This is a genomic window from Amycolatopsis solani, from assembly GCF_033441515.1.
Classification (GTDB): domain Bacteria; phylum Actinomycetota; class Actinomycetes; order Mycobacteriales; family Pseudonocardiaceae; genus Amycolatopsis; species Amycolatopsis solani.
In genome coordinates this window covers 135977-162280 of sequence record NZ_JAWQJT010000001.1, presented here as the reverse complement: position 1 = coordinate 162280, position 26304 = coordinate 135977, and the positions used below count along the sequence as shown (strand labels likewise).

The following is a 26304-nucleotide window of genomic DNA, read 5'->3' as shown; positions in this document are numbered from 1 at the left end:
GAATCGTGAGCGCCCTCATAGCAGGGTCCGGCTTTTCCGGTCATACTCACCGGTAACCCAGCGCCGGGAGCGGCGTCGTATTCCGGAAAGGGAGCCGTGATGGCCCGTCTCGCCCAGACCGCCGGCCTCACCGACGTGCAGTCGGAGATCCTCGCCACCGTCCGCCAGTTCGTGGACAAGGAGGTCATCCCGCACGCACAGGAGCTCGAACACGCCGACACCTACCCGGCGGACATCGTCGAGGGCATGAAGGAGATGGGCCTGTTCGGGATCACGATCCCGGAGGAGTACGGCGGGCTCGGCGAGTCGCTGCTGACCTACGCGCTGGTCGTCGAGGAGATCGCGCGGGGCTGGATGAGCGTCTCCGGCGTCATCAACACCCACTTCATCGTGGCGCACATGATCTCCCGCCACGGCACGGAAGCGCAGAAGCAGCACTTCCTCCCGCGCATGGCCACCGGCGAGGTCCGCGGCTCGTTCTCGATGTCGGAACCGGACCTCGGCTCGGACGTCGCCGCGATCAAGACCCGCGCCCGCCGCGACGGCGACGGTTACGTCATCGACGGCTCCAAGATGTGGCTGACCAACGGCGGCTCGTCCAACCTGATCGCGCTGCTCGTCAAGACGGACGAAGGGGCCGAGAAGGCCCACCAGAACCTGACGACGTTCCTGGTCGAGAAGCCCGAGGGCTTCGGCGAGGTGGCGCCGGGCCTGACCATCCCCGGCAAGATCGACAAGATGGGCTACAAGGGCGTCGACACGACCGAAGCGGTCTTCGACGGCTACCGCATCGGGGCCGACATGGTCCTCGGCGAGGCCCCGGGCCGCGGGTTCGCGTACATGATGGACGGTGTCGAGGTCGGCCGCGTGAACGTCGCGGCGCGGGCGTGCGGCATCGCGATCCGCGCGTTCGAGCTGGCGGTGGAGTACGCCCAGCAGCGCAAGACGTTCGGCAAGGCGATCGCCGAGCACCAGGCCGTGGCGTTCAAGCTCGCGGAGATGGCGACCAAGGTCGAAGCGGCCCACCTGATGATGGTGAACGCGGCCCGGCTGAAGGATTCGGGCGAGCGCAACGACGTCGAGGCCGGGATGGCGAAGCTGATCGCGTCGGAGTACTGCGCGGAGGTCACGCAGGACGCGTTCCGCATCCACGGCGGCTACGGGTACTCGAAGGAGTACGAGATCGAGCGCCTGATGCGCGAGGCCCCGTTCCTGCTGATCGGCGAGGGCACGAGCGAGATCCAGAAGACGATCATCAGCCGCGGCCTGCTGCGGGAGTACAAGTCACGGAGCTGAGTTACCCGGACGGCGATTGTCGCCGTGTCGACAAATGGACCTCCACGGGCTTGAAAAAGAGCTGGGTGGTCATCCCGTCGCCTGAGGCCGTCAAATCACTTTGAGCCGGGCCCGCAACACAGAGACCAACGCGAGAGAACAACGCAAGCTTGCGGGCCCGGCTCAAAGTGATAGGCCTCGCTCAGGCGACGGGATGACCACCCAGCGACCCACCGCGCAAGGTGGGTGAGCAGCGGGACGGCAGGTCATCCCAGAGCCTGCCTGTCCGGCGAGGACATCTTTTCGCCCAAAGGTGGCGGCCTCGACATCCCCCGCCCCTCCTCGCGGAGTTTTCAGCCGCCGGTCGAGCTTGTCAAGGCGGGAAAGCGTGCCTTGACAAGCTCGACCGCCGACTGAAGGGCGGCGAGGACGAGGGGCGGGGGAGGTCTGGTGATCTCCTGCTCGATTCGCGTCGCTGGCCGCCGGTTCGCTCGGCGAAGTCCCACGCGGTCCGGCCTTTCGGGGTAAGCGGCTCGCACGGTTCCGGCCTTCTTGACAAGATGGACGCCCGAGACCACGAGTGCGCAGGTGATGATGGTGAGTAGTCCCTTCGGCGGGGGCCGGGCGTCCCAAGGCCTGCCGCGGCTGCCGACTCCGCCGACCGGCTGGCCGATCGGGTCGTACGCGACCTACGGCGAGGCGCAGCAGGCCGTCGACTTCCTCGCCGAGAGCGAGTTCTCGGTCTCCGACGTCACCATCGTCGGCGTCGACCTGATGCTCGTCGAGCGCGTCATCGGGAAGCTGTCCTGGGGCCGCGTGCTCGCCACCGGCGCGGTGTCCGGCGCCTGGTTCGGCATCTTCGCCGGGCTGCTGCTCGGGCTGTTCGTCAGCCAGGGCTTCTTCCTGCAGGTGCTCACCGGCCTCGTGCTCGGCGTGCTGTCCGGGATGATGTTCGCCGCCATCGGGTACAGCATGTCGCGGGGGCGGCGGCGGGACTTCTCCTCGGCGAGCCAGCTCGTCGCCGGCCGGTACGACGTCCTGTGCCAGCCGCGTTCCGCCGAACAGGGGCGCGAATTGCTCGCCAAGCTCGCGCTCAAGCCGAGCCCCTAGCGTCCGACCCCCTATAAACTCCGCCTCTACCAGGGAAAAATCACGATTCGGCGCGCGGTGGGCTGAATCGTTACCGATACTGCTTGCGGGGTGTGATCGCCCGGCATAAGTTGTCCGACACCAGTCGGGCGGCCTCGCCCAACCAGCGCGGCGGCCCGAGCACTAGCACGTCGGGGTGCTGGCGCGGTTCGCCTCATCGCGTCGCGGTGCCCACCGGGTACCGCGGTAACCGGCGTGCACGCGGGTGAGGAGGCCTTATGGGGAAGAGGATCGGCGCGGGCGAACGGGGACGCTCGCCCGGCCGTGCCGCGGTCCTGCTGGGGGCAGGGGCATTGGTGACCGGTCTGCTGGCCGGTTGCGGATCGGGTGGCGGCCTGAAGATCAACGTCTACTACGCGCCCGAAGACAGCTTCCAGAAAGTCGTCGACAACTGCAACGCGGCGGCCGGCGGGAAGTACGAGATCGTCTACAACAAACTGCAGCGCGGCGCGGACGACCAGCGCCTGCAGATGGCCCGGCGGCTCGCCGCCGGCGACTCCGCGATGGACGTCCTCGGCCTCGACGTGACCTGGGTTTCGGAGTTCGCCGAAGCCGGCTGGGTCGAGGAGTGGACGGGACAGAACAAGGCCGAAGCCACGCAGGGCGTCCTGCAGGGGCCGCTGGAAACGGCGACCTACGACGGGAAGCTCTACGCCGCGACGAAGAACACCAACGTCCAGCTGCTCTGGTACGACGACCGGATCACGCCGACGCCGCCGAAGACGTGGCAGGAGATGATCGCCAAGTCGAAGGAGCTGAAGGCGGCGGGCAAGCCGTACAGCATCGTCTTCACCGGCGCGCAGTACGAAGGCCTCGTCGTCTTCTACAACACGCTCGTCAACTCGATGGGCGGGCACATCGTCTCCGACGACGGCAAGTCCGTCGTGATGGACGACGGCGCGGTGCAGGCGCTCGCGCTGCTGAAGGAGGTCACGTCGTCGGGGATCACGGACCCGTCGCTGACCAACTCCAAGGAGGACGACGTCCGGCAGGCGTTCCAGCGCGGTGACGCCGCGTTCGAGCTGAACTGGCCGTTCGTCTACGCCTCGTACGCCAAGGAAAAGCCGCAGGACGTTTCGCACATGAAGTGGGCCGTCTACCCCGAGGCGAAGGCGGGCACGCCGGCGAAGACCACGATCGGTGGCTACGACCTCGCCGTCAGCTCGCTCTCGGCGCACAAGCCCGAGGCGTTCGAAGCGGCGCTGTGCCTGCGCAACGCGGAGAACCAGAAGTTCTCGGCGATCAACGACGGTGTCCCGCCGACCATCGAGTCGGTGTACCACAACGACGCGCCGCTCGACCCGTCGAAGCCGGCGAGCGCCGACAACCCGAACATGGCGCTGAAGTACCCGATGCGCGACTCCATCATCGCGGCCATCAAGGACTCCGCGGTGCGGCCGCTGACCCCGGCCTACCAGAACCTGTCGACGGTGATGTCCAAGGTCCTTTCCCCGCCGAGCGAAATCGACCCGAAGGTCACCGCGGACAAGTTGCGCGAGCAGCTCAACGACGCGCTCCAGTCGAAGGGAGTGATCCCGTGACCGTCCAGGACCCGACCACCGCGGGGGCCACCGCCGCTCAGGAACCCGTGTCCCACAAGAAGGGCAAGCCCGCCCTGTCCGAGGGGAAGAAGGCCGAGCGGCGGCTCGGGCTGTGGCTGTGCGCGCCCGCGTTCATCGTGATGATCGCGGTCACCGGCTACCCGATCCTCTACTCGATCTGGCTGTCGCTGCAGCGCTACGACCTCAGGTTCCCGGCGCAGCAGGAGTTCGTCGGTTTCGACAACTACGGGGCCGTGCTGTCCAATTCGTACTGGTGGACCGCGTTCGGCACCACGATGTTCCTCACCGTGGTGTCGGTGGCGATCGAGTTCGTCCTCGGCATGGCGCTGGCGCTGGTGATGCACCGGACGCTCGTCGGGCGCGGGCTGGTGCGCACGGTCGCGCTGATCCCGTACGGCATCGTCACGGTCGTCGCGGCGTTCTCGTGGTACTACGCGTGGACGCCGAAGACCGGCTACCTGGCGAACTGGCTGGCCGCCGACGCGGCACCGCTGACCGAGCAGTGGCCGTCGCTGTTCATCATCATCGGCGCCGAGGTGTGGAAGACCACGCCGTTCATGGCGCTGCTGCTGATGGCGGGCCTGGCGCTGGTGCCGGACGACCTGCTCAAGGCCGCGTCGATGGACGGTGCGAGCGCGTGGCAGCGGTTCACCAAGGTGATGCTGCCGGTGATGAAGCCGGCGATCCTGGTGGCGCTGCTGTTCCGCACGCTGGACGCGTTCCGCATCTTCGACAACATCTACGTGCTCACCTCGGGCGCGCAGGACACCGGGTCGGTCTCCATGCAGACCTACAACAACCTGGTCAAGGGGCTCAACCTCGGGATCGGGTCGACGATGGCGGTGCTGATCTTCATCACCGTGGCGATCATCGCCTTCGTCTTCATCAAGGTGTTCGGCACGGCCGCACCGGGTTCGGACGACGGGGGTAAGCGCTGATGGTGATGGGAACCGTCACGACGGGCCGCAAGCTCAGGTGGGGCCTGGTCGACATCCTCGTGCTGGTGTTCGCGCTGGTGCCGGTGCTCTGGGTGGTTTCGCTGTCGTTCAAGACCAAGGACACGCTGACCGACGGGAACTTCATCCCGCGGTCGTGGACCTGGCAGAACTACGCGGACATCTTCCAGACCTCGGAGTTCCTGCTGGCGCTGGTCAACTCGATCGGCATCGCGATCATCTCGACGGTGATCGCGGTGGTGCTGGGCACGATGGCCGCGTACGCGATCGCGCGGCTGGAGTTCCCCGGCAAGCAGCTGCTGGTCGGGCTGTCGCTGCTGATCGCGATGTTCCCGCAGGTGTCGCTGGTGACGCCGTTGTTCAACATCGAGCGGAACCTGGCGTTGTTCGACACATGGCCGGGGCTGATCCTGCCCTACATCACGTTCGCGCTGCCGCTGTCGATCTACACGCTGTCGGCGTTCTTCCGGGAAATCCCGTGGGAGCTGGAAAAGGCGGCGAAGATGGACGGGGCGACGCCGGCCCAGGCGTTCCGGAAGGTGATCGCGCCGCTGGCCGCGCCGGGTGTGTTCACCACGGCGATCCTGGTGTTCATCTTCTGCTGGAACGACTTCCTGTTCGCCATCTCGCTGACGTCGACGACGGCGTCGCGCACGGTGCCGGCGGCGTTGTCGTTCTTCACCGGGTCCTCGCAGTTCGAGGACCCGACCGGGCAGGTGAGCGCGGCCGCGGTCGTGATCACCATTCCCATCATTGTGTTCGTCTTGTTCTTCCAGCGTCGCATCGTGGCGGGGCTGACGTCCGGTGCGGTGAAGGGGTAGCGCTATGGCAGAGATCGTGCTCGACAAGGTGTCGAAGAAGTACCCCGACGGCGCCCTCGCCGTGTCCGAAGTGGACATCACCATCGCCGACGGCGAGTTCATCATCCTGGTCGGCCCGTCCGGCTGCGGGAAGTCGACGACGCTGAACATGGTGGCCGGCCTGGAGGACATCTCCTCCGGTGAGCTGCGCATCGACGGCAAGCGCGTCAACGAGAAGGCCCCGAAGGACCGGGACATCGCGATGGTGTTCCAGTCCTACGCGCTCTACCCGCACATGAGCGTGCGGGAGAACATGGCGTTCCCGCTGCGACTGGCCAAAGTGGACGACAAGACGGTGCGGGCGAAGGTGGAGGAAGCGGCGACGATCCTCGACCTGACCGCGCACCTGGACCGCAAGCCGGCCAACCTCTCCGGTGGCCAGCGCCAGCGCGTGGCGATGGGACGGGCGATCGTCCGCAGCCCGAAGGCGTTCCTGATGGACGAGCCGCTGTCCAACCTGGACGCCAAGCTGCGCGGCCAGATGCGGACGTCGGTGTCGAAGATCCAGAAGCAGCTGGGCACCACGACGTTGTACGTGACGCACGACCAGACCGAAGCCATGACCCTGGGCGACCGGGTCGTGGTGCTGCGGGCGGGGTACGTGCAGCAGATCGGTTCGCCACAGTTCCTCTACGACAACCCGGCGAACCTGTTCGTGGCCGGGTTCATCGGTTCGCCGTCGATGAACTTCGTCCCGGCGACGCTGGAGAACAACGAGCTGCGGTCGGCGCTGGGCACGACGCCGTTGACCGACCGGGTCCGCCGGCTGGTGGAGCGGGCCGACGCGCCGCGTGAGCTGATCGTCGGCATCCGGCCGGAGCACTTCGAGGACGCCGCGCTGGTGGCCGACAAGAGCGGCGGGGGGACGTTCACCGCGCACATCGACGTGCTCGAGTCGATGGGTTCGGAGAAGTTCGCCCACTTCACGCTGGAGGGCGAGACGGCGACGTCCGAGGAATTGGCGGAGCTGGCCGCGGACAGCGGTTCGTCCGACGTCCCGGGCGGCGAATCCCAGATCGTGGCCCGGTTGTCGGCCGAGTCGTCGGCGGCGGAGAACGTGGACCTCGAGGTCTGGTACGACGCGGACAAGATCAAGCTGTTCGACCCCTCGAACGGCAAGAACCTGACGTACGAGGACTAGGTCTGCCGCCGCGGTCGTGAGTGGCAAGTCGGGTTCTAACCCGACTTGCCACTCACGACCCGTCAGGGCGTGGGGAGGCGGGGCAGGATCGATGTCGCCGCCGTGCGGGCCAGTGCGCAGGTGGCGTCGTTCGCCGTGCCCGCCGTCTCCACCACGCTGATCTCCGCCAGCTCGCGGCGGCCCGGGACGCCGGGGGCCGGCTGGGTGGTGTCGACCAGGCAGAACGCGCCCGCGGTGCGGACCCGGGCCGGGCGGCCGCCCAGGATTTCCGGTGGGGACTGGGGTTCCGTCGTCTCGACCGTCAGCTTGACGCTGACCTTGCCGCGGATGCAGCTGTGCCCGGACAGGCTGGTGGTCGGCTTGCTGCCCGGGCCGGCGGCGGCGTCGAGGTCGTGGCTGTCGAGCAGCACGCACGGCGCCACCCGGCCCCACGAGCGGTCCGGGAACGTCAGCCTGCCGACCTTGTTCGCGGTGACGGCGGCCAGCGCCGAACCGACGGCGGCGTCCGCGACACCGCACCGCGTGGCCTGGTCGCTGCCGGTGTCGGTGACCGACAGGTCGAGCCGGTTGCCGTCGGCGAAGGTGATCGCGCGGGTGCACGCGCTGCGGTCGTTGAACATCGACTGCTGGATCGCCACGCCTTCGGGCACCGAGCCGAGGTAGGGGTAGGGCTTGATGTTCGGGTCGGAGTCGAACGCCAGCGGCCCGAGCTGGACCTTCTGCGTGCCGCGGGTGGCCAGGCAGGTCTCGAACGTCGGCACGGCGACCGCGCCGGGCGCCACTTCGGCCACGTTCAGGAGACTGCAGTAGTCGACGCTGCCGAAGTCGCCCAGCGCGGCGGACGCCGTCAGCGGCGACGGGCCGGTGTGGTCGGGCGCCGCCTGCGTCGTCGAGCACGCCGCCGTGAGCAGGGCGCAGAACATCGCGACGGCCAAGCTTTTCGCACGGGGGTACACGGGGAGCAAGTATCACCACATCGGCCGGAAAAACCAGCCCTGACGGGGACATCTCTCAGTATTTCCGGTGTCTTCGCCGGGAAACCCGCAGTTCAGGCGGATTCCGCACGGGCGGCCCGGGATTTCCCGGACTCACGAATGTTTTTCGGCTTTACCGTCCCCTAAGGGAACGGTCCTTCCCGCGAGCGATGCGGGAGCGGGCCGTCCGGTGGTGAACTGGGTTCATCGGAACTTCGAGGAAAAGGAAACGACGATGAGCGCACCGGTCACCCGCCGCCTGTCCCGCCCCCGCCACGGCCGCATGCTCGGCGGCGTCTGCGCGGGCCTGGCCCAGCGCTGGGGCATGAAGCCCGGCACGGTCCGGCTGCTGGCCGTGCTGTCCTGCCTGCTGCCCGGCCCGCAGTTCGTGGCTTACGTGATCCTGTGGGCGGTCATCCCGTCCGAGTGAAGCGCTGCCCTCAGGGGCGCCAGCACGACATCGCTTCGTCCACCTCGTCCACCCCGAGAGGGGGGCGCGGCAGCTTCGACGGCTTGCCGGGCTCCGCACGCAGGCCGTCCAGGAGCATCGCCAGGCAGCGGCGCCACAGGTCCGGCTCCACCGCGGACGTGAACTCGATCGCCGAGCCGATCATCATGTGCAGCAGCGGGATGTCCGTCGGGGCGAAGTCGGCGCGCAGGCCGCCCGCCGCCTGGGCGCGTTCGACGAGCTGTGTGATCAACGGCACCATGCGGGCTTTCTCTTCCGCGACGTGCTCGTGGCCGAACTTGTTGGACAGCATGATCTCGCGCAGGCCGCGGTCGCCCGAGTGGAGTTCGATCGACTTCCAGGTGAAGTCCACGAACGCCTGCCACGCGTCTTCGGCCTTCAACGCCTCTTCGGCGAGGTCGCCGATTTCCTCCATGCGTTCGGCGAACATGGCCTCGACCAGGTGTTCCTTGCTGGGGAACCGGCGGTAGACCGTGCCGACGCCGAGGCCGGCGTGGTGCGCGATGTCGTCCAGCGTGGCTTCGAGCCCGCGCTGGCCGAAGACCACGCGGGCCGACGCCAGGATGCGACGGCGGTTGAGTTCAGCGTCACGCCGCAGCGGCCGCGCCGGTGCGGCGGGACCAGCGTCCCGTGCCATACCGACCAGTCTAACTCACAAAGTAGAGGCACCCTCTCCGGTTTGTGTGTACCTTGGGTCGCGTAAGGGGAGATACCTACTCCACATACCTTCCTGATCACTCCCAGTGAGGGGACACCCATGTCCGAATCCACTCTCGAGGTCGCGCCGCCGGGGGACGTGCGCGCCGCCGAGAACCCCCACCACAGCCGGCGGTGGCTGATTCTGGTGATGATCGGCATCGCCCAGCTGATGGTCGTGCTGGACGCCACCGTCGTGAACATCGCGCTGCCCTCGGCCCAGGTCGACCTCGGTTTCTCCAACGACGCCCGCCAGTGGGTCGTCACCGCGTACGCGCTCGCGTTCGGCAGCCTGCTGCTGCTCGGCGGGCGGCTCGCCGACCTCTTCGGCCGCAAGAACGCCTTCCTGGTCGGCCTGGCCGGCTTCGCCGCGGTGTCCGCGCTGGGGGGCGCGGCCGCCAACATCGAGATGCTGCTGATCGCGCGGGCCGCGCAGGGTGTGTTCGGCGCACTGCTCGCGCCCGCCGCGCTTTCCCTGCTGACGACGACGTTCACCGACCCGAAGGAGCGCGGTCGCGCGTTCGGCGTCTTCGGTGCCATCGGTGGTGGCGGTGCGGCGATCGGCCTGCTGCTCGGCGGCGTGCTGACCGAGTACCTCGACTGGCGCTGGTGCATGTTCGTCAACATCATCTTCGCCGTGGTGGCCTTCGTCGGCGGCTCGTTCCTGCTGCGCCGCGAGGAGTCCGGCGGCCCGCGCCCGAAGCTCGACCTGCCGGGCACGATCACGGCGTCGGCCGGTCTGTTCGCCCTCGTCTACGGCTTCGCGAACGCGGAGTCGCACTCGTGGTCGGCGGTCTCGGTGTGGGGCTTCCTCGCCGCCGGTGTGGTGCTGCTGGGCGTGTTCGTGTGGCTGCAGCAGCGCGTCTCGCACCCGCTGCTCCCGCTGCGCGTGCTGCTCGACCGCAACCGCGGCGGCTCGTACCTGGCGATGTTCCTGCTCGCCATCGGCATGTTCGCGATCTTCCTGTTCCTGACGTTCTACGTGCAGCAGAACCTGAAGTTCACGCCGATCGAGAGCGGCGTCGGCTTCCTGCCGATGGTCGCGACGCTGATGCTGTCCGCGACGACGGCGACGGCCGTGCTGCTGCCGCGGTTCGGTCCGCGCCCGCTGGTCCCGACCGGCATGGCGATCGCCGCCGTCGGCCTGTTCTGGCTGAGCGGGATCGGCCTCGACAGCACCTACGCCTCCGGCGTGCTCGGCCCGCTGCTGGTCATGGGCTTCGGCATCGGCCTGGCGATGGCGCCGGCGATGAGCGTCGCGACCTTCGGGGTCGAGGCGCACGACGCGGGGGTCGCGTCGGCGGCGGTCAACACCATGCAGCAGGTCGGCGGTTCGATCGGCACGGCGCTGCTGTCGACGCTGGCCGGCAACGCGGCGACGGCGTACCTCGCGGGCAAGGTCCCGACCCCGCAGCTCGCGGCCGAGGCGTCGATCGAGAGCTACACGACGGCGTTCACCTGGGCGGCCGTGATCTTCGCGGTCGGCGCGGTGCTCAGCGGCCTGCTGCTGCGCCCGGGCGTCCCGAAGGGCGAAGCCGCTCCCGGCGCCGTCCACATGTGAGACCCGCCGGCGCGGGCCTTCGGGGGGCCCGCGCCGGCGGCGCGTCAGGTGACCAGGCCGTGGCGGTAGGCGTAGACGACCGCCTGGACGCGGTCGCGGAGGTCGAGCTTGGTGAGGATCCGGGAGACGAACGTCTTGACGGTTTCCGGGCTGATGACGAGCTTCGCGGCGATTTCGGCGTTCGAGAGGCCGTCCGCGAGCAGGCGCAGTACCTCCAGCTCGCGAGGCGTCAGCGGGTGGCCGGCCGCGGTGCCGGCGGGCCGGATCCGGGCGGCGTGCCGGCCCACGAGCCGGCGCGTCACCTCCGGGTCGAGCAGCGCCGCGCCGGTGGCGACCGTCCGGATCCCGTGCAGCAGGTGCTCCGGCGGCGCGTCCTTGAGCAGGAACCCGCTCGCCCCCGCGCGCAGTGCCTCGTAGACGTACTCGTCGAGGTTGAACGTCGTCAGCACGAGCACCTTGACCGGGTGCGCGACGCCGGGCCCGGCCAGCAGGCGGGTGGCTTCGATGCCGTCGAGCACCGGCATGCGCACGTCCATCACCACGACGTCCGGGCGCACCCGCCCGGCGAGCTCGACCGCGGCCCGCCCGTCCCCGCACTCACCCGCCACCTCGAAGTCCGGCTGCGCGCCGATGATCGTGACCAGGCCGGTGCGGATCAGCATCTGGTCGTCGCAGACCAGGACCCGGATCGGCGCGGTCACGCCCGGTCCCCGGTGGGGATCCGGGCGCGCACGACGAACCCCGCACCCTGCCGGTCGGCGCTGAAGTCGCCGCCGAGGACGCCGACCCGTTCGCGCAGGCCGGCCAGGCCGCGCCCGCTCCCGCCGGGGGACGGGCCGCCCGCGCCCGCCGTGCCGATCTCCACTTCGATCTCCTGTCCGCCGTGGCGCACCCGCACCGAGGTGCGGCTGCCGCGGGCGTGCTTGAGGGCGTTCGTGAGCGCTTCCTGCACGACGCGGTAGGCCACGAGCTCGGCGCTGCCCGCGGCGTCGGCGGGCGTGCCCTCCTCGGTGAACTCCACCGGCTGCCCGGCCTCGATCGCGTGGTCCACCAGCGTGCGGAGACCGCCCGGCGGCGGCGTGACGTCGGGACCGTGGCCGGGTTCGAGCAGGTCGAGCAGGTGCCGCAGGTCCGCGATGGCCCGGCGGCCGGTGCCGGTGATCGCGGTCAGCGACTCGCCGAGGCGGTCGGGGGCGGCGGTCAGGTACCGGGCCGCCTCGGCCTGCACGACCATCGCCGTCACGTGGTGGGTGACGACGTCGTGGAGTTCGCGCGCGATCCGGGCGCGTTCGGCCGCGCGGGTGTCTTCGGCGACGCGGCGGCGCCGGCCGGCCTCGGCGGTGCGGGTGGCGCGCAGCCACGCGCCGAGGCCCCACGCGAACACCAGCAGCAGGTAGAACGTCACGAACTCTTCCGGCGGCTCCGTACCGAGCCGGAAGAGGACGACCGAGAGCGGGACGTACGCCGCGGAGAACAGCAGCGCGGTGGTGCGCCGGTGCCGATCCAAGTGGGCGCCCGCGCTCAGCAACGCGATCGCCAGCGCCGTGCCGGAGACCAAGTGGTAGCCGCGGAGCTGGTCGACGGCGAACCCGAGCGACACCAGCGTGAGGCACAGGGCGGGCCACCGCCGCCGGACGGCCAGCGGGAGGCATTCGAGCCCGGCGGCCACCAGGGCCAGCGCGTCGAAGGGCCGCTGTGGGAGACCGCCGAGCTGCGTCCCGTGGCTCTGCACCACGGGCAGGAAGGCCAGCGCCAGGACCAGCACCGCGAGCGGGAGGTCCCGGACGGTGACGTCGAACCGGCGCCACCGCGCCCGGAACCGCTCGATCACCGGGCGAGTGTAGTGACGCTGTCGACCCGCCCGGCGCGCCTGCGGCGGGGGACCAGGGTGCCGCGCCGGTGGGCCAGCCACAGGAACGCGCCGGTGCCCAGGAGGCAGAACAGCAGCGAGTACAGGCTGCCCTCCGGGCCGAAGGCGCCGCCGGTGACGGCGACCGGGCCCGACGTCACGCCGTCCAGCAGGCCCTGCGGGGTGCCGTTGCCCGAGACCTCCGTGCCGAACAGGCCGGCCGCGGCGAAGTTCCAGCCGAAGTGCACGCCGATCGGCAGCCACAGCTTGCGGGTGGCGACGTACGCGGCGGTCAGCAGGCCACCGGCCTCGATCGCGATGGCGAGCGCGCCCCACAGGGTCGCGTGCGCGTTGAACAGGTGCGAAAGGCCGAACAGGACGCCGGTCAGCAGCAGGGCGAGCCAGGTGCCGGCGCGCTCCTCGATGATCCGGAACAGCACGCCGCGGAACAGGAGCTCTTCCGTCACCGCCGCGGCGGCCATGAAGCCGAGGAGCCCGGCCGCGCCCGAGACCGTGCCCCAGCCGCGGACTTCGTAGTCTCCGAGCAGCGCGATGTTCGCGATGACGGCCGCGAACAGCGCGAACCCGATCAGCGTCCCCCACGCCAGCCCGGTCGTCGGCCTGCCCAGCTCCACGACCGGCCGCTGCTCGGTCCGACGCACCACCCACCGGTACCCCAGCACCGCGAGGACGGCGGTCACCGCGCCGGCCACCAGCGTGAGCCACGGGTTGCCGGCCACCGCGTTGACGGCCTGGCCGCCCAGGAAAGCGATCGCCGCGACCGCGAGCAACTGCCACAGCAGCCTCATCAGAACTCCTTCGCCGAACTCGCGCACCGACGTGCCGCGACTGCGGAGAACGCTAGGGAAGCGGCGGCCGGGAATCGTCCCCTCGCGGTGGACACCCGCGCGTAGCTCGCACGGGGGACGCTTGAACCTTTCCGGCCCTTCGCGCACTAGTAAGACTGAGAACGGGCGAAGGAGGCCGGGTGGGGGCGTCGAGAGACCTCGATTTCAGCGAATACTTCGCCGCGCGGGTCCAGCGGTTCCGCCGGGTGGCGTTCGCCCTGTGCGGCGACTGGCACGGCGCGGAGGACCTCGTGCAGGCGATGTTCGTCCAGCTGTACCGCCGGTGGCGCCGGGTGCGGCCGGACACGGTCGACGCGTACGCGCGCCGCGTCCTGCTGAACCTCTTCCTCGCCGGGCGGCGGAAATCGGGGCGGGAGTACGTGACGTCGTCACCGCCCGAGCCGGCGTCGCCACCGGGCCGGGACACCCCGCTGCGCCTCGACGTCGAGCGGGCGCTGGACGGCCTGACGCCGAGGCAGCGCGCGATGGTCGTCCTGCGGTTCCTGGAGGACCTGCCGGTGGCCGAGGTGGCGGCGCTGCTGCGTGTCGCCGAAGGCACGGTGAAGTCCCAGACGTCCCGCGGGGTCGAAGCCCTGCGCGCGGCCCTGCCGGCGCCGACGAGCGAGGAGTGGTGATGGAAGACGTCCGGTCCTTGCTGACGGCGTACGTGACCGAAGACGAGCCCCCGATCGGCCTGTCCGGCGACGCGGTTCTCTCGGCGGCCCGCGCGTCTCGCCGCCGTCACCTGCTGACGGGAGCGGCGGCGCTGGCGGTGGTGCTGCTCGCGCTGGTGCTGACCGTGGTGGTCCTGCCGCACCGGGGTCAGGTGGCGGACGTCCCGTGCCCCACGGCGTCGGACACGCGGGAGGCGCTGACCGACCGGCTGAGCTGCGTGGTGGGCCGCGCGATCCGCGCGCTGGTTTCCCCGGACGCGCGGATCACGCGGCTGACGATCCCCGGCGAGACCCCGCCGTCGGACCCGTTCCACCTGATCGCCGACCCGGCGGGCGACGCGCCCCGGGACGCGTTGTTCCACCTGGGCGTCCGGGTGACGGACGCCCAGGGCTCGGGCTCGGTGTACGTGCTGATGCTGCCGGGCGGCTTCGGCGGGCCGGCGTGCGGCGAGGCGGGGGAGGTTTCGTGCCGGACGGAACGGACGCCCCAGGGGGAGCTGTGGCGGTCGACGTTGCGCTCGGGTGAGGTGCTGACCCACCGGGTCTCGCGGGCGGGGCCGGGCGTGATGGTGCAGTTCTGGTCGAACAACAGCGGGGTGCTGGAGCGGTCGGGGGTGCGGCTGCCGGGACAGCGCCCGGACCCGACGTTGACCGAGGCGCAGGTGCGCCAGCTGGCGCTGACACCCGGGCTGGACTTCTGACGCCGGCCCCAAGCGCCCCAATGTGGCGTTCGGTGCGTCAGACGCACCGAACGCCACATTGGGTGCGTTGGACGCAACCAACGCCACATTGGGGCGCTTCTAGTGCTGCCGGGACCGCAGCGTCTCGATGACCTCGTCGTCCCAGCGGTGGGTCCGGATCAGCCGGTACCGCTCCGCCGCCACCCACATGTACGCCTCGGCGTCGGTCCGGTCGCCGATCAGGTCGGCCTGCCGCAGCATCGCCACCACCGGGACGAACTCCTCGTCGAACCACCGCTGCGCCACGCTCGCCCGGTCGGAGAACTTGCCCTCGTCCTGCATCAGCCGGAAGCCCCACGCCTCCACGTGCTCGCCCAGCCGCGCGTAGTCCCACGGGTCCGTCACGATCACCGACGCCCGCGCGTGGCCCGTCAGGGGAACCCGCTCGAGGAACAGGCGCCGGTAGTCCTTGACGATCAGGTCGCCGCGGTGGCGGATGCCGCTCGGGTCCAGTTTGGTCCGGACTACCGTCACTTCGGCCTCTATTGTGGACAGTCCCTGCGCGATCGCGACCGAAACCCGGTGGTGGCCGTCGATGATGAAGTGCAGCTCGCCGACGCGGTACACCTCGATCGGCGGGATCTCTTCGCCGCGGCGCGAGGCCAGCGCCAGGCGTTCCCAGCGTTCGCGGACGCGGGCGGACGTCGGGCGGAAGCGGCGGTCGAAGTCGCGGCTGCGGTCGACCGTGCCGACGATCGAGTCCAGCTTGATCACCCGCCGCCCGATCCGGTGCTCGCCGAGGTAGCCGAGCGCCTCCACGACTTCGTGGAACGGCAGCATGATGTTGACGTCGTCGGGCTCGCGGCGAAGCCACGTCGAGAGCCGTGAAAGCACCTGGCCCCGGCGCGCGCGGAGGAAGTCGTTTTCCGCGTCGGCGCGGGGGAATCCCGTCTCCTTCATGAAAACTCCATGATCCGGTGGCCCACCACGTTGCGGACGCGGGTTTCGCCGACGACCCGGTCCGGCACCGGCTCGCCGTGGGGGTGGATGTGCCCGTGCAGCAACCACTTCGGGCGCAGCACGTCGATCGTCCGGTGCAGGCACGCGAACCCGCGGTGCGGCGGGTCCGCCCGGTCGCCGAGGTCGAGCGGCGGCGAATGCGTCAGCAGGACGTCGACGGCACGGCCGTCACGGCGGCGCCGCCACTTCGCCCGCCGCACCAGGGCGCGGGCGCGGCGCGCCTGCTGGCGCTGCGTCCACTGGTTCGGCCCGTCGTTGTAGCGGATCGAGCCGCCCAGCCCGGCGATGCGCAGCCCGGCGACGTCGACGACCCGGCCGTCCGCGTTGACGCCGCCCGCCGGGCCCGGCCAGGCCGTGGGGAAACCGTCCTTCATGGACAGCCCGCCGTAGCGCGTGTAACCGCTCAGGTCCGGGTCGTGGTTGCCGGGCACGAACACGCACGGCACGTCGAGCGCGCCGGCCAGGAACGCCAGGTAGTCGTAGGGGAGGTCGCCGGCACCGATGACGAGGTCGACGGAGACGGCGCGGACCGCGCCGGTCCACAACCGCTCGTCGACCTCGTCGGAGACCACCAGCGCTTTGGGCACCCACCCAGGGTACGACCCCCGGGCGTCATTTCATCCCGTGCGCGAACCCCGGGTCGGCGACGATGACGAAAGTGATGACGACGATCCAGAGCACGCTGAGCGCGAGCGCCCAGAACTTGAGGTTGGACAGCATCCGGGGCATCACGAATTCTCCTGCACTGATTCCGGTGGAAAGAAAGGGGACCTAGAGCCAGCCGTTCTTCCGGAATATTCGGTACAGCAACAGGCAGATGCCGAGGATCACGGTGATCACCAGCGGGTACCCGAACTTCCAGTGCAGTTCGGGCAGGTAGTCGAAGTTCATGCCGTAGATGCCGGCGATCATCGTCGGCACGGTGATGATCGCCGCCCACGACGTGATCTTGCGCATGTCGGTGTTCTGCTGCAGCGAAATCTTCGCGACCGTCGCGTCGACCAGTGTGGACAGCAGTTCGTCGAACGCCGCCACCCGTTCGGACACGGTCGTGAGGTGGTCGGCGACGTCGCGGAAGTAGGAGCGGACCTCGTCCGGCACCAGCCGGGTGTAGCCCTCAGCGAGGCGCTGGACCGGCGTCGCCAGCGGCATCACCGCGCGGCGCAGCTCGAGGACCTCCCGCTTCATCAGGTAGATCTGCTCGGCGCTGACCTGCGACCGGGGCGCGAAGACCTGCGCCTCCATGACGTCGATGTCGTTCTCGATCCGGCCCGTGACGTCGAGGTAGTGGTCGACGACGTGGTCGGCGATCGCGTGCACGACCGCGGCCGGGCCCAGCTGCAGGCGCTCGGCGTCGTCGTCGAGCTCCCGGCGCAGCCGCGCCAGGCCCGAGTGGTTCCCGTGCCGCACGGTGATGACGAAGTCGCGGCCGAGGAAGACCATGAGCTCGCCGGTCTCGACGATTTCGTTCGCCGTGGTGGGGGACTCGTGTTCGACGTACCGGACGGTTTTCACCACGAGGAACAGTGTGTCGTCGTAGCGCTCGAGCTTCGGCCGCTGGTGCGCTTCGAGCGCGTCCTCGACCGCCAGCTCGTGCAGCCCGAACGTGTCCGCGACGCCCTGGATCTGCTCGGCGTCCGGCTCGTGCAGCCCGATCCAGACGAACCCTTCGTGCCGCTTCCGGACCTCTTTGATGGCTTCGGTGTGGGTCCAGCGGCCGGGCAGGCGCTCACCGCCGACGTAGACCGCGCAATCGACGACGTACGCCGACAGCGGCACCGGAACCGGGCGGACGGGCACGCCCTTGGCCCGGCTGTTGCCGCGGCCGCGAAGGCCGCCGAGCGAAGGAATGGCAGGCATGGGATCTCCTGGGCGTCGTGCGTGGTCGTGCGAGACGACTGACCAGGGGCGGACACGCGTCCGCCCGGCGACACCAGCGTTCCCGAGGGGGTGAAAAAGGCCTACCTGGAGACGACCCGTGAGGTGGGAACGCTGGGACTACTAGGGAGCGGACTATCGCCACTGCTCATCGGGTTCCTCACCTCCTTCGGGCCGGGTGCAGAGTGGTGGGGCTCGCGTTGACGCGCGAGAACCGATGGTTGAGGGTACTCCTCACTACCGATGCGTGTCGTACCAGCCTCACACGGCGTTACCGCGGACAGGAGAAGACGAGTGCAGTTCGGTCGGTACTACGAGGAGTTCGAGGTCGGTGCGGTCTACAAGCACTGGCCGGGCAAAACGGTCACCGAATACGACGACCACCTGTTCTGCCTGATCACCATGAACCACCACCCGCTGCACCTGGACGCGCACTACGCCGGGGAGACGACCGACTTCGGCAAGAACGTCGTGGTCGGGAACTACGTGTACTCGCTGCTGCTGGGCATGTCCGTGCCCGACGTTTCCGGCAAGGCCATCGCGAACCTCGAGGTCGAGTCGCTCAAGCACGTCAAGCCGACGTTCCACGGCGACACCATCTACGGCGAGACCGAGGTGCTCGACAAGACGCCGTCGAAGTCGAAGGACGACCGCGGTGTCGTCTACGTCGAGACGCGCGGTTACAAGCAGGACGGCCTGATCGTGTGCACCTTCCGGCGGAAGGTGATGGTGCCGAAGCGCTCCTACGGGGAAACTCGGGGCGGGGAGCAGCCGGGCCGGCCGGTGCCGCACGAATGAGGCTCTGATGGACCTGGACGCGATCAAGGAAGTACTGCGCACGTTCGCGGAAGTCGAGGCCCGCGGGGTCTCACCGCTCTACGAACACCTGGCGCTGGAGGCGGCCGCGGACGACGACGTCGCCGGCCTGCTGTCGGTCGCCCGCGACGGCGAGGTGCGCGCGACGCTGCTGATGGCGACCGCGCACCGCCTCGTGCAGGCGGACCCGATCCACCCGCTGTCGCGCTACTACCCGTCACTGGGCGGCTTCGACGGCGTCGACACGGAGACGTGGCCGCTGTTCCGGTCGTTCCTGCTGGAGCGCGCGGAGAAGGCGCGGGCGCTGATTTCGTCGCGCTACACGCAGACGAACGAGGTCCGCCGCGCGGCGCTGCTGTACCCGGGCGTGGCCCGGGCGGCGCGCGAGGCGGGCGGCAAGGTCGCGCTGCTCGAGGTCGGCTGCAGCGCGGGGCTCCTGCTGGGCCTGGACCGCTTCGGCTACCGCTACCAGTGCGACGGCGGCGAGCAGCTGACGGCGGGCCCGGCCAAATCGGCGGTCGGCCTGCACTGCGCGCTGGACCTGGCGCCGGGCGCGATCACGCCGAAGCTGCCGAAGAAGCTGACGATCACCGACCGGGCCGGCCTCGACCGCGCCCCGGTGGACCTGTCGGACGAGGACGAGCTTGCGTGGCTCGAGGCGTGCGTGTGGGCCGACCAGCCGGACCGGATCCGCTTGCTGCGCACGGCGGCGGCCGAGCAGGGGAAGCACCGCCCCCGGTTGATCACCGGGGACGCGGTTTCGGACTTCGCTTCGGCGGCTTCGTCGCTGGAGGGGCCGTTGGTGGTGGTGACCAGCCACGCTCTGGCGTACTTGTCGGCTTCGCGGCGGGGGGAGTTCGTCGCGGAGCTCGCTTCGCTGGCGGCTTCGCGGCCGGTGTGGTGGGTTTCGGAGGAGTTCTACGGGGCGGGGTTGGAGGAGGTTCTGCCTGGCCGGGGGGACCTTGCCGGTGGGGACGGGCTGGCGACGCTGGGCGTGGTCCGGTGGGAGGACGGGAAGGCGGAGGCGCACGCCTTGGCGCGGACCGCCCCGCATGGGCAGCGGATGACCTGGCTCCCGCTCTAGCCCGCTTCGCTGCCGGTCACGGCGGCGCTTCGACCCCGGGACGTCTTGAATGAGTCATTCAGGACCTCCGGCGACCTGAATGACTCATTCAAGACATCAGGCCGGCCCGCCGAGCGCGCCCAGGACGGCGGCCACTGGGTGCCCGGGGCCCGCGAGGTCCAGTGCGGCGGGCACCCCCGCGCGCCGGCCCCGAGGTCGTGAATGACTCATTGGGGACCCTGGAGGTCGCGAATGAGTCATTCGCGACGTTGCGGCGGCTCTCGCTGCAGCCCGCGGCCGGTCACGGCGGCACTCCGACCCCGGCGGCACCGGCTCTACCGAGGTCGCGAATGACTCATTCGGGACCCCAGAGGTCCCCAATGACTCATTCGCGACCTCCCGGCGCTCCCAACGGCCGCTCCCGGGCCGGCTCAAGCACGGGGCAAGGCGTCCCACTCACGCAAAGTCACGTACAGGAGATCCACCAGCTCCCCGGCCGCGTCCATGTCCGAAAGGTCTGCCGCTTCGGACCAACGCGCCTCCGTCGCATCGTCACCCGCTGTGAGCACTCCACCCGTCACCACGCACGCGTAATCGAAGATCAAGTACGGCCCACGCCGGACGCTCCCGATCACTGTGCCCGGAATCACGTCCAGTCCGGTCTCTTCCCGAAGCTCCCGAATGACCGCCGCTTCGTCCGTTTCGCCCGGTTCGACTCGGCCACCCGGCAGCGACCATTGACCCGAACCGGGGTCATTGCGGCGCCGGATGAGCAGCAAACGGCCGTGGTCGTCGTACGCGATGCCGCCGACGCAGCGGATCGTGGTGCTCTTGAGGCCCTCCATGTCCCCAACGGTAGACGTGACCGAACTGAAAACGGATGTCCTGTACACGGAGAGTAGCCGTACGGTACACTTCGGACCACGTGCTGACCCAAGCGCGGGACTTACCTCCCGTGCGCCAGTTGAGTGCGGTACAACGTAAAAAGTCTGTTGTCCGGTGTCACCGTAAGAGACGGGATTTGATCGCGGTGAACGTGAAGAAGATTGCGGGCCTCGCCGGTATCGCGTTGGTGCTGTTCTTCGTCATTGCCCAGCCGGGGCAGGCCGCTGGCCTCGTCGGCAACATCATCCAGTTCCTCCGTGACTCGGCCGAATCGGTGATCACCTTCGTCAGCAACGTCTTCAAGGGCTGATAGAGGGCTACCCTCGAGCCATGTTCGCGCCACGCGACCCCGACGAGTACCTCCTCGACACCGAGCGGCGGGTCATCCGGATCCGCCGCCACTGGGCGGTGCTGCTGTGGGACACCTTCGAGGCGGCCGCACTGCTGGCCATCTGCGTCCTGGTGTCCTACCTGCTGCCACCGGCGCTTTACATCGGCCAGAACATCCTCTGGTACGTCGCGCTGCTCGTCGTCCTGCGGTTCGCGTACGTGGTGATGGAGTGGTGGGTCGAGCGGCTGGTGGTCACCGACAAGCGGTTCGTCATGACCACCGGGGTGTTCACGACCAAGGTGCTGATGATGCCCATCAGCAAGGTCACCGACCTCAGCTACGTGCGTTCCGCCACCGGCCGCATGATGGGTTACGGCACGATGGTTGTCGAGTCGGCCGGGCAGATCCAGGCGCTCAACAAGATCGACTTCCTGCCGCGGCCCGAGGAGTTCTACGACACGATCTCGGAGCTCGTCTTCGGCGACAAGCAGAAGCAGGCCGAGCGCTTCTCCATGATCAAGGCCCAGCGCGCCGCCCGAGGCAAGAAGCCGGTCGGCTGAGCCTCCTCATCCCGCCGAGCGTGTGACCCAGCGCATCGTCGACAATGGACACGATGCGCATCGACCTGCACGCCCATTCCACCGCTTCCGACGGCACCGACACGCCGGCCGGGCTCGTCGCCGCGGCCGCGAGAGCCGGGCTCGACGTCGTCGCGATCACCGATCACGACACCACCGCGGGCTGGGCCCCGGCCACCGCGGCCATCCCGCCCGGCCTGACGCTCGTGCCCGGCGCGGAGCTCTCCACGGTCTCCGTCGACCCCGGAACCGGGCGCCAGATCAGCGTCCACCTGCTCGCCTACCTCTTCGACCCGACGTCCGAGCCGGTCGTCACCGAGCAGACGCGGCTGCGCGTCGAGCGCCGGACGCGGCTGCGCCGGATGGCGGAGCGGATGGCCGCGGACGGCCTGCCGATCGACATCGACGAGATCTTCGGCCTGCTGCCCGAGGACTCGCCGCCCGGGCGGCCGCACCTGGCCCAGGCGCTGGTCCGGGCCGGGCTGGTCAAGTCCGTCGACGAGGCCTTCGCCGACTACCTCAGCCCGCGCCGCGGCTACTACGTCGCCCGCCGGGACACCCCGGTCGAGGAGGCCATCGACATGATCGCCGCGGCCGGTGGCGTCACCGTCATCGCGCACCCCTTCGCCTTCAGCCGCGGCGCCACGATCAGCGAGGACACCCTCGCGGGCCTGGCCGCGCGCGGTCTCACCGGCGTCGAAGCCGACCACCCGAACCACGACGAGCCGACGCGCGCCCGCACCCGTGCGCTCGCCGGCGAGCTCGGCCTGCTCGTCACCGGGTCCAGCGACTACCACGGCACCAACAAGACGATCCCGCTCGGCGCGTGCACCACCGACCCCGGGCAGCTGGAGCAGCTGGTGGCGCGCGCGACCGGGTTCCAGGTCGTGAAGGGCTGACATGGCGATCGCCGACGTCTTCGACGCGAAGCTCTTCATGAGCGCGACGATCACCCTCGTCGTCATCATGGACCCGCCCGGCACCGTGCCGGTGTTCCTCAGCCTCGTCGGCCGCAAGCCGGTCGCGACGCGGGCGCGCGCCGCCCGGCAGGCTGTGCTGGTGTCGCTGCTGGTCATCAGCCTGTTCGCGGTCGCGGGCCAGGCGATCCTCGCCTACCTCGGCATCGGCATCCCCGCGCTGCAGGGCGCCGGCGGCCTGCTGCTCCTGCTGATCGCGCTGCAGCTGCTCACCGGCAGCGGGCACGAGCCGGAGGCCGCCGCGGAAGACGTCAACGTCGCGCTCGTGCCGCTCGGCACGCCGCTGCTGGCCGGGCCCGGCGCGATCGCCGCGACCATCGTGTTCGTCCGGCAGGCCGACGGCCACATCGGCGCGTACATCGCGCTGGCGGCGGCGATCGTCATGACGCACTTCGTGATTTACATCTGCATGCGCTACTCCGGCGTCGTCATCCGGCTGATCAAGGAAAGCGGCATCACGCTGCTGGCCAAGGTGGCCGGCCTGCTGCTCGCGGCCATCGCCGTCGAGCTCGTCGCGAACTCCGTGCGGGGCTTCATCTCCGGCGGCAACTGACCCCGCCTTTCGGGTTGTCCTGCCGGACAGGAACCGGCGGGTTCGTTGACATCGTTGGCGCCGCTCGCGCAGCCTGAACCTCAGCTCAGCGCTTGAAACGATTCAATCGCCTGGTGTCGGTTTTCGGAGGCCTCGATGAAGTGGCTCAGAGCATTCCTGCCGGTCACGGTCCTGGTGGCGAGCGGCGTGGTCGCCGTCCCGGCCGACGCCGCGCCGGGGTGGCAGAAGTACGTCGTCGCGCCGTCGAGCCGGGACGTCCGGCCGGTGAAGGTGCTGTCGACGAGCGGCGACGTCACGAACCCGGACGGCCTGCTCGGCCGGGGTGTCGCGACGTTCAAGCGGCAGGCGCCGCCGCCGAAGCCGGCCTGGCCCACGGGGACGACGGCGGCCGCGTCGTCGTTCCACGCCCCGAACAACGGCGGGAACGGCCAGCCGCGGACGTACGCGCCCGGCAACGCCGTCGACGGCAACCTCGACACCTTCTGGAACGACGACACGCTCGGCGCCTACCCGGACGTCCTGACCATCACCTCGGCCGCGCCCGTCGCGCTACCCGGCGTCACCATCCTGTCCAGTGTGGACGGTGTGCCGCAGGACTACACGGTGGAGGTGCTCGACGCGGGCGCGTGGCGCGTCGCGGCTTCGGTGAGCGGCAACACCGCGGTCCAGCGGGCCGTCACGTTCGACCGGCCGGTGACGACCGCGCAGGTCCGGATCACCGTCACGAAGGACCAGAACACGCCGTCGGGGGAGTTCAGCCGCGTCACGGAGGTCTGGCCCGGCCTGGTCGCCGACCCGCCGGTGCCGGTCGCGGTGGTGGACTTCGGCAAGGTCGTCGCGGGGTACCCGAAGATCTCGTTCGCGGGCGCGTCGGCGAACCACCCCGGCGTCCGGGTGTCGACGTCGGAAACCCAGCAGTACCTGGGCGAACGCTCCGACTTCTCGCGCTCGGACTTCGCCGGCGGGCCGGGCAGCGACCAGATCGCCGTGCCGGCGACGCCCACCGTCTGGCGGGACACGAAGGGCTGCGCGTCCGGCACGCAGGTGTGCGCGGACGGCCTGCGCGGCTTCCGCTACCTGCGGATCAGCCTCGACGCGCTGGCTTCGGACGCGCCGCTGACGCAGCCGTCCGGTGAGGTGCGGATCAACGGCGTCTCGCTCGACTTCACGCCGTTCCTCGGCACGCCGGACACCTACCGGGGCTGGTTCGAGTCGTCGGACGAGGACCTGAACAAGTACTGGTACGCGGCGTCCTATACGAACGAGCTGGGCATGGACACGTTCCGCGAGTCCGATGTGGACCCGCGCGGCGCGTTTTCGCCGTCACTGGACGGAAAGCTCGTGCTGCACGACGGCGCGAAGCGCGACCGCGACCCGTACGTCGGCGACGTCGCGGTGTCCGGGCTGACCGAGTACCTGACGCACCAGGACGGCACCGCGGCTCGCAACGTGCTCGCGGACCTGGCCGACCACCAGCGGGCGGACGGCTGGATCCCGCCCGCGTCGATCAACGACTACACGTTGCCGCTGTTCGACTACCCGCTCTGGTGGGTGACGTCGAGCTGGGACTACGTGCTCTACACCGGCGACACCGCGTACGCGGCTTCGTACTACTCGCACCTCGTGAAGACGCTGGACACGTGGTACCCGTCGGTCACCGATTCGCGCGGGTTGCTCGCGAAGGGCCTCAACGGCACCGGCGGCTACGGCGACTACGCGTTCCTGCCGCGTACGGGCGAAGTGACGTACTACAACGCGTTGTACGTCCGGGCGCTTCAGGGCGCGGCGGGTCTGGCGCGGGCGACCGGGCACGCCGCTGACGCGAATCGGTGGCTTTCGCGGGCTTCCGGCGTCGCGGCTGCGGTGAATGCCTACTTGTGGGACCCGGCAGCCGGGGCGTACCTCGACTCGGGGACGGGCGCGGTGCGCCACGGCCAGGACGGCAACAGCCACGCGATCCTGGCCGGCATCGCGTCGCCGGCGCAGGCTTCTTCGGCGTTGGCGCGGCTCGCGGCCGGCGCGCTGCCGTACGGGAACCCGTTCATGGACAACGACACGCTCGTCTCGGACGGCACGAAGCGCGTGTACGCGTTCACGTCGTTCCCGGAGCTGCAGGCGCGGTTCCGGAGCGGGCAGGCGACGTCGGCGATCGACCAGATCAAGCGGATGTACGGCTGGATGGCCACCCACGACCCGGGAACCACGGCGTGGGAAGGCATCGGCGAGGGCGGCTCGCACTACGAGCAGGGCTACACGTCGGCGGCGCACGGCTGGTCGACGGGTGTGGTGCCGGCGTTGACCAACGACCTGCTGGGTGTCTCGCCGACGTCGCCGGGCTTCGAGACCTGGACGGTTTCGCCGCATCCGGGTTCGGTCGCGTGGGCCAGGGGCGCGGTGCCGACGCCGAAGGGTGCGTTGTCGGCTTCGTGGTCTCAGCAGGGTTCGGTGTTCTCGCTGACGGTTTCCGCGCCCCGCGGGACGTCGGGGTCGCTGGCGGTGCCGTCGGGTCGTCTGGTGCTGCTGGACGGGAAGCCGATGAGGAGCGGTTCGCTGGCTGTCTCCGGCGGCACGCACACGGTGCTCGTCGTGCGGTAGGTCCGCGCGGAAAGTGTCGGTGGTGGTGCGTAGCGTGGGCGTCGTGAAGGAGCAAATGGGGTTCGACTTCGGCGTGGCGCAACCGGTGCGGCTCACGAAGGTCTCGCCGGCGCGGCTGGCGACCTTCGACGACTGCCCGCGCCGGTACCGCCTCGCCTACCTCGACCGGCCGACGCCGCAGCGGACCGGGCCGTGGGCGCACAGCACGCTCGGCGCGGTGGTGCACAACGCGTTGCGGGCGCTGTTCGACCTGCCGGTGCTCAAGCGGGTGCCGCAGCGGGCGGTGGCGCTGGTGGCCGAGTTCTGGAAGGACGCGGGCTTCGAGACCGAAGAGCAGGCGGCGCGCTACCGGGCGCGGGCCAAGGGGTGGGTGGCGGAGTACGTCGAGGACAACGACGTCACGCACGAGCCGGCCGGGCTGGAGCGCTGGGTGTCGGCGCCGGTCAACCCGGAGCCGGGGGCGCGGCCCTCGATGATCATCGAGGGCCGCGCGGACCGCATCGACGCGCGGGCGGGGGAGCTGGTGATCGTCGACTACAAGACGGGCCGCCGTCCGCCCGACGAGTACGAAGCGCGGGCGTCCCAGGCACTGGCGCTGTACGCGGTGGCCGCGGCGCGGACGTTGCGCATGCCGTGCACGACGGTCGAACTGCACCACCTCCCGACAGGCACGATCGCGGCGGCCGAGCACACCCCGGAAAGCCTGCGCCGGCACCTGCAACGCGCCGGCGAGACCGCCGATGACCTCCGGCTGGCCACGGATACCCTGAAGGCGGACGGAGACGGGGACGTGCTGTTCCCGCCCCGCCCGGACCGGCGTTGCGCGTGGTGCGACTTCAGGCCGAGCTGCGCGGCAGGCCAGGAAGCCGCCCCGCAGGCGCAGCCGTGGGACCTGCTCGCGCCCTGAACGGGAG

General features: G+C 70.0%; 27 protein-coding genes. 18 read left to right on the top strand and 9 right to left on the bottom strand.

The window, feature by feature from the left end:
• The first annotated feature begins 99 nt into the window (after positions 1–99).
• The 6 genes from SD460_RS00735 to SD460_RS00710 all read left to right on the top strand — a co-directional run bounded on the left by SD460_RS00735 (position 100) and on the right by SD460_RS00710 (position 6943).
• Positions 100–1296: an acyl-CoA dehydrogenase family protein gene (locus tag SD460_RS00735; protein WP_290051760.1), complete on the top strand. Its 1197-nt coding sequence runs from the start codon at positions 100–102 to the stop codon at positions 1294–1296.
• 570 nt (positions 1297–1866) lie between these two features.
• On the top strand, positions 1867–2385 hold the full coding sequence (locus tag SD460_RS00730; protein WP_290051772.1) for a YflT domain-containing protein: 519 nt from the start codon (positions 1867–1869) through the stop codon (positions 2383–2385).
• Between the two features lie 257 nt (positions 2386–2642).
• Entirely contained in the window at positions 2643–3965 is a 1323-nt protein-coding gene (locus tag SD460_RS00725; RefSeq protein WP_290051762.1) for an ABC transporter substrate-binding protein, read from the top strand.
• Entirely contained in the window at positions 3962–4924 is a 963-nt protein-coding gene (locus SD460_RS00720) for a carbohydrate ABC transporter permease (RefSeq protein WP_290051764.1), read from the top strand. Before SD460_RS00725 ends, SD460_RS00720 begins: the two co-directional genes overlap by 4 nt.
• Complete coding sequence (locus SD460_RS00715) at positions 4924–5763, top strand: carbohydrate ABC transporter permease (protein ID WP_290051765.1); 840 nt, start codon at positions 4924–4926, stop codon at positions 5761–5763. The genes SD460_RS00720 and SD460_RS00715 overlap by 1 nt, the downstream gene beginning before the upstream one ends.
• 4 nt (positions 5764–5767) lie before the next feature.
• Positions 5768–6943 (top strand): ABC transporter ATP-binding protein, encoded by a 1176-nt coding sequence (locus SD460_RS00710; RefSeq protein ID WP_290051767.1) that lies wholly within the window; start codon positions 5768–5770, stop codon positions 6941–6943.
• 62 nt (positions 6944–7005) lie between these two features.
• On the opposite strand, the gene SD460_RS00705 is transcribed toward SD460_RS00710, so the two are convergent.
• A complete protein-coding gene (locus tag SD460_RS00705) occupies positions 7006–7899 on the bottom strand; it encodes a hypothetical protein (RefSeq protein ID WP_290058058.1) in 894 nt (297 codons plus the stop codon).
• 253 nt (positions 7900–8152) lie between these two features.
• On the opposite strand from SD460_RS00705, the gene SD460_RS00700 reads away from it, so the two are divergent.
• Positions 8153–8347: a PspC domain-containing protein gene (locus tag SD460_RS00700; RefSeq protein WP_290058059.1), complete on the top strand. Its 195-nt coding sequence runs from the start codon at positions 8153–8155 to the stop codon at positions 8345–8347.
• Between the two features lie 10 nt (positions 8348–8357).
• Here the strand turns inward: SD460_RS00700 and SD460_RS00695 are convergent, their stop codons facing one another.
• Positions 8358–9023: a TetR/AcrR family transcriptional regulator gene (locus tag SD460_RS00695; protein ID WP_290058060.1), complete on the bottom strand. Its 666-nt coding sequence runs from the start codon at positions 9021–9023 to the stop codon at positions 8358–8360.
• A 120-nt stretch (positions 9024–9143) separates the two neighbouring features.
• On the opposite strand from SD460_RS00695, the gene SD460_RS00690 reads away from it, so the two are divergent.
• Positions 9144–10643 carry an MFS transporter gene (locus SD460_RS00690; protein WP_290058061.1) on the top strand — a complete coding sequence of 500 codons (1500 nt, stop codon included), beginning with the start codon at positions 9144–9146 and terminating at the stop codon, positions 10641–10643.
• Between the two features lie 44 nt (positions 10644–10687).
• On the opposite strand, the gene SD460_RS00685 is transcribed toward SD460_RS00690, so the two are convergent.
• The 3 genes from SD460_RS00685 to SD460_RS00675 are packed head-to-tail and all read right to left on the bottom strand — an operon-like array spanning position 10688 to position 13301.
• Positions 10688–11344: a response regulator gene (locus SD460_RS00685; protein ID WP_290058062.1), complete on the bottom strand. Its 657-nt coding sequence runs from the start codon at positions 11342–11344 to the stop codon at positions 10688–10690.
• The gene (locus SD460_RS00680; protein WP_318305818.1) at positions 11341–12474 is read right to left on the bottom strand and encodes a sensor histidine kinase; all 1134 of its coding nucleotides are present in this window, start codon (positions 12472–12474) and stop codon (positions 11341–11343) included. Before SD460_RS00680 ends, SD460_RS00685 begins: the two co-directional genes overlap by 4 nt.
• On the bottom strand, positions 12471–13301 hold the full coding sequence (locus tag SD460_RS00675) for a CPBP family intramembrane glutamic endopeptidase (RefSeq protein ID WP_290058064.1): 831 nt from the start codon (positions 13299–13301) through the stop codon (positions 12471–12473). Before SD460_RS00675 ends, SD460_RS00680 begins: the two co-directional genes overlap by 4 nt.
• A gap of 179 nt (positions 13302–13480) precedes the next feature.
• Between SD460_RS00675 and SD460_RS00670 the strand changes: the two genes are divergently transcribed.
• Together SD460_RS00670 and SD460_RS00665 are read left to right on the top strand one after the other, a co-directional pair.
• On the top strand, positions 13481–13975 hold the full coding sequence (locus SD460_RS00670) for a SigE family RNA polymerase sigma factor (RefSeq protein ID WP_290058065.1): 495 nt from the start codon (positions 13481–13483) through the stop codon (positions 13973–13975).
• Positions 13975–14715, top strand: a complete 741-nt coding sequence (locus SD460_RS00665) for a hypothetical protein (protein WP_290058066.1) — start codon at positions 13975–13977, stop codon at positions 14713–14715. Before SD460_RS00670 ends, SD460_RS00665 begins: the two co-directional genes overlap by 1 nt.
• A 99-nt stretch (positions 14716–14814) precedes the next feature.
• Here SD460_RS00665 and SD460_RS00660 read toward each other — a convergent pair whose 3' ends face one another.
• The 3 genes from SD460_RS00660 to corA all read right to left on the bottom strand — a co-directional run bounded on the left by SD460_RS00660 (position 14815) and on the right by corA (position 17574).
• A complete protein-coding gene (locus tag SD460_RS00660) occupies positions 14815–15654 on the bottom strand; it encodes a chromosome partitioning protein ParB (protein ID WP_290062712.1) in 840 nt (279 codons plus the stop codon).
• Positions 15651–16301, bottom strand: a complete 651-nt coding sequence (locus tag SD460_RS00655; protein ID WP_318305817.1) for a metallophosphoesterase family protein — start codon at positions 16299–16301, stop codon at positions 15651–15653. The genes SD460_RS00660 and SD460_RS00655 overlap by 4 nt, the downstream gene beginning before the upstream one ends.
• A 184-nt stretch (positions 16302–16485) precedes the next feature.
• Positions 16486–17574, bottom strand: coding sequence for a magnesium/cobalt transporter CorA (corA, locus tag SD460_RS00650; protein ID WP_290062710.1), 1089 nt, complete (start codon positions 17572–17574; stop codon positions 16486–16488).
• Between the two features lie 312 nt (positions 17575–17886).
• Here corA and SD460_RS00645 point away from each other — a divergent pair, with 312 nt between their 5' ends.
• Entirely contained in the window at positions 17887–18390 is a 504-nt protein-coding gene (locus tag SD460_RS00645) for a MaoC family dehydratase (RefSeq protein ID WP_247014510.1), read from the top strand.
• Positions 18391–18397: 7 nt separating this feature from the next.
• Positions 18398–19492 (top strand): DUF2332 domain-containing protein, encoded by a 1095-nt coding sequence (locus SD460_RS00640; RefSeq protein WP_290062709.1) that lies wholly within the window; start codon positions 18398–18400, stop codon positions 19490–19492.
• Between the two features lie 410 nt (positions 19493–19902).
• Here the strand turns inward: SD460_RS00640 and SD460_RS00635 are convergent, their stop codons facing one another.
• The gene (locus tag SD460_RS00635) at positions 19903–20316 is read right to left on the bottom strand and encodes an NUDIX hydrolase (RefSeq protein WP_290053822.1); all 414 of its coding nucleotides are present in this window, start codon (positions 20314–20316) and stop codon (positions 19903–19905) included.
• Between the two features lie 185 nt (positions 20317–20501).
• Between SD460_RS00635 and SD460_RS00630 the strand changes: the two genes are divergently transcribed.
• From SD460_RS00630 to SD460_RS00605, 6 genes are all read left to right on the top strand, one after another.
• Positions 20502–20666 (top strand): hypothetical protein, encoded by a 165-nt coding sequence (locus SD460_RS00630; protein ID WP_163046845.1) that lies wholly within the window; start codon positions 20502–20504, stop codon positions 20664–20666.
• A gap of 20 nt (positions 20667–20686) precedes the next feature.
• The gene (locus SD460_RS00625) at positions 20687–21247 is read left to right on the top strand and encodes a PH domain-containing protein (protein ID WP_290053824.1); all 561 of its coding nucleotides are present in this window, start codon (positions 20687–20689) and stop codon (positions 21245–21247) included.
• A 53-nt stretch (positions 21248–21300) separates the two neighbouring features.
• Positions 21301–22164 (top strand): PHP domain-containing protein, encoded by an 864-nt coding sequence (locus tag SD460_RS00620; protein WP_438860579.1) that lies wholly within the window; start codon positions 21301–21303, stop codon positions 22162–22164.
• A 1-nt stretch (position 22165) separates the two neighbouring features.
• Positions 22166–22795: a MarC family protein gene (locus SD460_RS00615; protein WP_318305814.1), complete on the top strand. Its 630-nt coding sequence runs from the start codon at positions 22166–22168 to the stop codon at positions 22793–22795.
• A 135-nt stretch (positions 22796–22930) separates the two neighbouring features.
• Positions 22931–25390 (top strand): alpha-L-rhamnosidase-related protein, encoded by a 2460-nt coding sequence (locus tag SD460_RS00610; protein WP_290053830.1) that lies wholly within the window; start codon positions 22931–22933, stop codon positions 25388–25390.
• Between the two features lie 55 nt (positions 25391–25445).
• Complete coding sequence (locus SD460_RS00605) at positions 25446–26297, top strand: RecB family exonuclease (RefSeq protein WP_318306532.1); 852 nt, start codon at positions 25446–25448, stop codon at positions 26295–26297.
• Positions 26298–26304: the final 7 nt, after the last annotated feature.